The organism is Flavobacterium sp. YO64 (assembly GCF_004119505.1).
GTDB lineage: Bacteria > Bacteroidota > Bacteroidia > Flavobacteriales > Flavobacteriaceae > Flavobacterium > Flavobacterium oncorhynchi.
The window spans coordinates 1-7,387 of record NZ_NRQV01000058.1 but is presented as its reverse complement, the minus strand read 5'-3'; the positions used below and the strand labels follow the sequence as shown (position 1 = coordinate 7,387).

Annotated in this window: 5 protein-coding genes and 1 pseudogene; all 6 read left to right on the top strand. The window is 31.1% G+C overall.

Annotated features, from left to right (window positions below; genetic code table 11):
• Positions 1-186: 186 nt before the first annotated feature.
• Positions 187-423: a hypothetical protein gene (locus tag BOW57_RS20430; protein ID WP_129056998.1), complete on the top strand. Its 237-nt coding sequence runs from the start codon at positions 187-189 to the stop codon at positions 421-423.
• 40 nt (positions 424-463) lie between these two features.
• Positions 464-1,447 (top strand): helix-turn-helix transcriptional regulator, encoded by a 984-nt coding sequence (locus BOW57_RS20425; RefSeq protein WP_129056996.1) that lies wholly within the window; start codon positions 464-466, stop codon positions 1,445-1,447.
• 8 nt (positions 1,448-1,455) lie between these two features.
• Entirely contained in the window at positions 1,456-2,460 is a 1,005-nt protein-coding gene (locus tag BOW57_RS20420; RefSeq protein WP_129056994.1) for a helix-turn-helix domain-containing protein, read from the top strand.
• A gap of 254 nt (positions 2,461-2,714) precedes the next feature.
• Positions 2,715-3,650, top strand: coding sequence for a type IX secretion system membrane protein PorP/SprF (locus BOW57_RS20415; RefSeq protein ID WP_129056992.1), 936 nt, complete (start codon positions 2,715-2,717; stop codon positions 3,648-3,650).
• A 21-nt stretch (positions 3,651-3,671) separates the two neighbouring features.
• Positions 3,672-5,927 carry an OmpA family protein gene (locus BOW57_RS20410; protein ID WP_129056990.1) on the top strand — a complete coding sequence of 752 codons (2,256 nt, stop codon included), beginning with the start codon at positions 3,672-3,674 and terminating at the stop codon, positions 5,925-5,927.
• A gap of 338 nt (positions 5,928-6,265) precedes the next feature.
• Positions 6,266-7,387, top strand: a pseudogene (locus BOW57_RS20405) (hypothetical protein); the annotation flags it as partial.

The window sequence follows — 7,387 nt, the reverse complement described above, 5'->3', positions numbered from 1 at the left end:
ACAAAGAAATATATGATATGTTAGCTTATAATGTTGATTTTATAGTTATGTGTGGTAGTTCAAAAAGATGAGGTCCTATTATTTTTGCCGTCTACTTTCAGTAGAACTGTTACTTAATAATTTTAAGAAAGTGTTGGTTTTGTCAAGAGTTAAGATAAAAGCAGTACTGCTTTTTAAATTTAAAAGATGAGCATAAAAATAATACCACATACAGATCATAAACAATACATGATAAATAGACATTTGGTCTACAAGAATGTATTTGAAAACAGGACTCGTCAATACGATTTGTCTGCAAAAGAACATGAAGCTTTTGGTATTTGTAAAAAACTGTTTAAAAAGGATTCTATTTTAAAGAAAAACAGAAGTTATCTACTCGAATGTTGGAATCTGGAATTTACTTTTATGTATAAACAAGATTAATCAGCAGCATTTGTAAAACATTTAAAGTCTCGTTTTTATTTTGAAAACAATTACACATCAGTACAATACATCGAACAGTTGGATAGAGGTTCTTGCAAAAGCAATGGGAGGTTCTATCGAAGGAAATTTCATTAAAGGGAATAATGAAACTTATCAAGGAACACACTTTATTCTGCCTATAGAAGAGGGGATTAAAGCAATGCTGATTGATACAACTTATAAGGAAACTACAAGATTAAAGTATCGTAATAAAAACACCAATTTTATAGGATTGTATTTCTATCTCACTAATATAGATGTTGATTTTATGCTTAATGAAGAAGCGGCTTCGATAGGAAAATTAAAGCATAATTTATCTATTGTTGATTCTAAAGTTGATATGGATTACACGGTGCAAAAAGGAACCAGAATATATGTGATCTGTATTTTATTTGATAAAGCTAATATAAAGGAATATTTCTCTAAAATAAGTAAAACTGCATCGACAGTGATTGACAACATTCTTGATAATAAAAGAAATGCAACATTTCGTTTAGATCGAATGAATATTGAAAGTTTAATTTTAATTAATGATTTTAGAAAAATTGCCTACGACAATTCTTTGTATGAAATATATTTTAAAGGGCTTGTGTATGGATTGACCGCTAGTTATTTAAAACAACTGGAAACTAAAGAGAGTATTATTGAAAAAACATTTAATGTTGATGTCAAGAATATCATAGCTTCTAAAGCAATGCTGCAAAATAATATCGACGATCCTTTTCCCGGCATTAGTTTTCTGGCAGAGCAAATTGGAATGTCTCCTTCAAAATATAAAAAGCTGTTTGTGAAAATTTCGGGGGTAAATCCGGGAACCTATTTTTATAATAATAAATTAAATAAAGCCAAAGAATTATTAGAAACAGGAAAGTTTACAGTTAATGAAGTGGCACATAAATTAAACTATGCAAATGTTTCTTATTTGTCAAAACGATTTCATCAGATGTATGGTGTTTTCCCAAAAGAATATCAAAGTTTACTGTAATAGAAATTATGGATTTAACAATACCTGAATTTAAACATACCGCATCGTTAACATTAAAAGGTAAGCAAGATTTTATTGACGGTTTAGGCTGTACAATAATAGACAATAAAATAATTCATTTCCCGAAGAAAAAGGTAAAGGGTTCTGGGTACTTTATTGAGCTTTCTTCAGATGTTTCTGTGCTTATTGTTGATTTAACATTAAACGAGCCGATGCGTTTGACAAGAATGCCTTCTGAAGAAGATTTTTGGATTGTTTACTATGATATGAGCGACAATTTGAATAAACATTTTATTGATAATATTAAACATAAAACAGGATATAAATCAAAATTAGGTTTTGCTATTATAGACAGTCGTCTTCAAAGTTCTTATGTCTCAGAAGTTGGAGAAAGAGCCTATTCTTTGCGATTGTATATTCGAAAAACATATATTAAAAATTACTTTCACGGAGCAGTTTTAGAAAAAGATTTCAAGAACATTTTTGATAATAAAAAAAGAGAAATGTTTTACTATGGACATATAGACAGCAGAAGCAAAGTAGAGCTTCATAATTTGAAACAGCAAAGTATGAGCGATTCAAATTACGAATTTTTACTAAAAAGTACAGCTTTTAAACTTTTTGGTTACTTTTTAGAGCGATTGAAAATTGATATGTCTAACACTGGATTGTTTTTAGAGAAAGATTTAATAGCGATAATGAAAACGCAGGAATTTTTAATGTCTAATCTTTTAGCACCTTTTCCTGGAGTAAAGATTCTTTCGGAGATTGCAAACATGTCTATTTCAAAATACAGAATCTTATATGAAAATGTATTTGGCATAAGTGCCGTATCTTTTTTTAAGAAAGAAAAATTAGAGGTTGCCGCGAAATTATTAAAAAGCGGGGAGTTTAAAACGATTAGTGATATAGCTTTTGAACTTGGCTATCATAAAACCGCATACTTTTCATCGCTTTATAAAAAACATCATGGAGATATACCCAGCTCCGTTTTTAAAAGTAAAACGCTGTAATGTATTTAATTGCTTTTTTTTTAGATTTCCCGATTGCGTCAAGTGATCGGGTTTTTTATTTTAGAATTAATCGAGAGTCACTTAGATTTTAAACTAAAAACGAAACAAAGAAAAACTTTGACTATGTTTTTATGTAACTGTTTTATAGTTGTTTAAATGGTAAACCTTTTCGTGATGATTTTATGAATTTATGTGGCAGTATCAAAAAAGGATGTTGCTATAATTTTGCCCATATTTCTAAAAATAAGAGTAAAATGAAAAAAATAAATTTATTTATAGTAACTATATTATGTTGTTATTCCAGCGTTATGTTTGGGCAGCAAGATGCCCAATATACCCAATATATGTACAACACCATTAATATCAATCCAGCTTATGCGGGTTCTAGAGGTACAATAAGTGTTTTCGGATTACATAGAACACAATGGGCAGGGTTGGAAGGTGCTCCAATTACCAATACACTATCTGTTAATTCACCTATTAATCATAATATGGGAATAGGATTATCGGTAATCAATGATAAAATTGGGCCAATGACAGAAAATAATGTTTCAGTAGATCTTTCCTATTCTATAGATACTTCTCCTTTTTATAAATTATCATTTGGATTAAAAGGAACAGCAAACTTGTTAGATGTTGATTTTACAAAATTGAATATCTATGATCCTTCAGATCCAAGATTCCAAAATAACGTCGATAATAAATTCTCTCCCAATATAGGAGTAGGAGTATATTTTCATTCTGATAGATCCTATATTGGACTTTCAATTCCTAATATGTTAGAAAACAGTCATTACGATAAATCTGCTAAAAACGAATCGCAGAGTTTTGTTGTAAAAGAGCGTATGCATTATTACCTAATGGCAGGATACGTTTTTGATTTAGATTATAATCTAAAATTTAAGCCGTCAGTATTAACTAAAGCGGTACAAGGAGCTCCATTACAAACAGATATTTCGGCAAACTTTTTATTCAATGAAAAATTTACAGCAGGACTTGCTTATCGCTGGAGTGCATCAATAAGTGCGCTTGCAGGATTCCAAGTTTCAGATTCTTGGTTTATTGGATATTCTTATGATGCCGAAACAACTAAACTGGCAAACTACAATTCAGGATCGCATGAAATTTTTTTAAGATTTGAAGTATTGGGCGGTTCTAAATCGAGAATGATGTCTCCGCGATTTTTCTAACTAAAACTAATTTAATTAATTATGAGAATAAAAATACATAAAGTACTTGTGTTGCTTTTTTGTTTGAGTAATACAGTGTGTTTTTCGCAAAAGCAGCAAACGCAAGACAAGAAACTGGCAAAAGCAAATGCAGAATACGAAAAATTTTCATTTGTAAAAGCAGGAAAGCTATACGAGCAATTAGTGAATAAAGGATATGATTCTAAAGAAATATATGCTCGTTTAGGCGATACCTATTTTTTTAATGCAGATTATTACAGCGCACTGCAATGGTATACCAAAATGATGGAAGATGTTGCATCTGCTCCGCCAGAATACTATTATAGATATTCTGTATGCTTGAGAGCAAATGATCAGCATGAAGAAGGATTAGCTGTAATGAGTGCCTATTATAAGAAAGCAGGAAAAGAAGAGGAAGCAAAAAAATGGGATCCGGTAACTTATCTAAAAGCCATTGCAGCACAATCAGATCGATACGATAATTTGAGTCAAGCAGGAATAAATTCGCCATTTTCAGACTTTGGAGCAGCTTTAGTTCCAAATGAAGAAGCAATCAAGCAAAACCTTGAAATTGTTCAGGCAGAAAAGTCGGATAAAGACAGAATTATTAGAGAAAATGCTCAAAAAAGACGAAGCGACGATGGTAATAAACTTGGAGCGACGGGAGAGTTTGTAATTCAGGAGAAAAAGAAAGATAAAAATCAAGAAAAGTTTATTGTAAACACTAAAGAGGCTGATTTTAAAAATGATGATTTTAAGATCCTATCTTCAGAAAAAATGCCTAAGTATAAAGAAGTTATTTATGCTACGGCTAAGGATTCAGGTATTTTTAAACGCAAACATAATTGGAGCGAAAAAGCTTTTCTTAAATTATACACAGCCCAAATTGACGAAGACGGAAGTTTGTATAATGCAAAAAAATTGTCAGGAGATGTAAATTTAAAATACCATCAAAGTACACCAGTAATTACAAAAGACGGCTTAACAATGTACTTTACTAGATTGGTAGTTTATGACAAAATAAAAAATAAGGCAAAAAATAAGAAAGCAATTTCTAACCTGAAAATCTTTCAAGCTCAAAAAATAAACAATAAATGGGGAGAAGTTAAGGAACTTCCATTTCCTGTAAATGTTGAAGGGACTTCTTCTGCACATCCTGCCTTGAGCGCTAATAACGATGAGTTGTATTTTGTGTCTAACAGAAAAAAGAAAACAAACGATACAGATTTGTATGTGATAAGCAGAAAAAAAGGTGGAGGTTTTGCTAATAAAGCAGATTCTTTAGGAGAAGAAATAAATACTTATGGCAGAGAAACTTTTCCTTTTGTAGATGACAGCGGCGTATTGTACTTCTCGTCAGATGGGCATCCTGGTTTAGGAGGCTTGGATATTTTTGCGGCCGTAAAAGACGAAGAAGCTAAATATATAATTGTAAATGTTGGCGAGCCTATAAATTCTACAAGTGATGATTTTGCATACAGCATAGACAGTGACTCTAAAAAAGGGTTTTTCTCCTCTAATAGAAAAGGAGGAACCGGCGATGACGATTTGTATACATTTTTAGAAACAAAATCAATATCATTTCCTTTTAAATTAAACCCAGTTTATTCGGGAACAGTAAAAGACAGTATATCTGGTCAACTATTGCAAGAAGTTGAGGTAACAGTTTTTAATGATTTAAAAGAAAAAATTAAAACAGTATACAGTGACGAATCAGGAAAGTTTTCAGTGGATTTAGCACCGCTAAAGAATTATACTTTTGAGTTTAAAAAGAAAGGTTATACAACTGAAAAAATTGCTGCAAAGGGAATTAAAATAGGAGAAACCAAGGAAATACAAGCAGTGCTATTTAATGAACTGGAAGTTGTTGTCGGCAATCAGGTATTAACTCTTAAGGAAGGTGATAATCTTACAGAGAAACTAAAACTAAAACCTATTTATTTTGATTATGGAGGTTATACACTTCGAAAGTCATCAAAATTAGAATTAGACAAAGTAATTAATTTATTAAAAATCCGTCCGAGTATTTCTATTTTGGTAAAATCACATACAGACAGCAGGGGTAAAGACGATTACAATATGAGACTTTCTAAAAACAGAGCAAAAACAACAGTGGATTATATTGTTTTGGAAGGTGGAATTGCACAAGATAGAGTGTGGGGAGATGGATATGGAGAATCGCAGTTGATTAATAAGTGCGGTAATGACGTACAATGTTCAGAAACGGAACACGAGCTTAACAGACGTTCGGAATTTATTATTGTAATAAAAGAATAGAACAGATAAATTTTGATTTGGTAGTTTAGAGTTGGTAAGAAAAAGAGTTTGGCTTTTAATTAAGTTCAAGCTCTTTTTTGTTGGATATATTTCAGTTTTGTTTTTAGGTTTTTAGAGCTTTTTTTCGGGATTAACTTATTGATGTGTAATTATTTATGTGTTTATGTGATTTGTAACTTTTTGTATTGATTTTAAAAGTTTATGTGGTAGTTCTGAACAATACTTAGGACATAATTTTGCCAAGAATTTAAAATTTAACAGTTCATGAAAAGGTCAGCTGATTTAAATTTTAGAATAAAGATTGCAAATAAAAAGATAACTCATAATTATTAAATCTTATGAAAAATAAATTACTTCCATTATTTTTTGTCTTAGCTAGTTATTCAGCTTACTCCCAGGTTGGTATAGGAACTACTATGCCAAATCCTTCTTCTCAATTAGAAGTTGTAGCTAATGATAAAGGTGTATTGATTCCAAGAATTCAATTAAAGAACATTACCGATGCTTCTACAATTGCAAATGGCAATGTAAATAGTTTATTAGTATTTAATACAGCCACAGCAGCAGATATTAAACCTGGATATTACTATTGGTATGATAACAAGTGGAATAGAATTGTTATTGCTGGTGAAATTGAATCTAACAAAGGGACTGTTATTTATAATGCCGTAACAAAAGAGTTTGTGTTTGTTGATGATTCAGGTACTAATCAACCGTTGGATTTTGGAAGTTCAGTAAAAAAACACGAAACGATTACAACATTAACCAATAATAACGACGGTACGTATACTTATTTAAATGAAACAGGAGAAAATCCAGTAACCATTAATGTAGTAGGAGACGTTGCGAACAATTTTGAATCAATTATAAACAATCCTGCAGTAACTAATGTACTGAACAATTTTGTTACTAAGTCAGAAGGTACAGTATCGTTCAATTCTACAACCAATGAATTTACCTATACAGATGCATCAGGTGCAACAAAAGTGGTAAATATCAATGAAATTGTAAAAGGAAACGAAACCATTACAACATTAACCAATAATAACGACGGTACATATACTTATTTAAATGAAACAGGAGAAAATCCAGTAACGATTAATGTAGTAGGAGACGTTGCTAACAATTTTGAATCAATCATAAATAATCCAGCTGTAACTAATGTTTTAAACAATTTTGTTACTAAGTCAGAAGGTACAGTATCGTTTAATTCTACAACCAACGAATTTACTTATACAGATGCATCAGGCGCAACACAAGTGGTAAATATCAATGAGATTGTAAAAGGAAACGAGACCATTACAACCTTAGAGAAAAATGCAGCAAACGACGGAAAGTATGTTTATAAGAGCGAAAATGATACAGAAACTACAATAGATGTTGTAGCTGATGTCGTTAACAACGCAAGCACAATTATCAACGATCCTAAATTTGTAACAGAGCTGACTCAATTTGTAGAT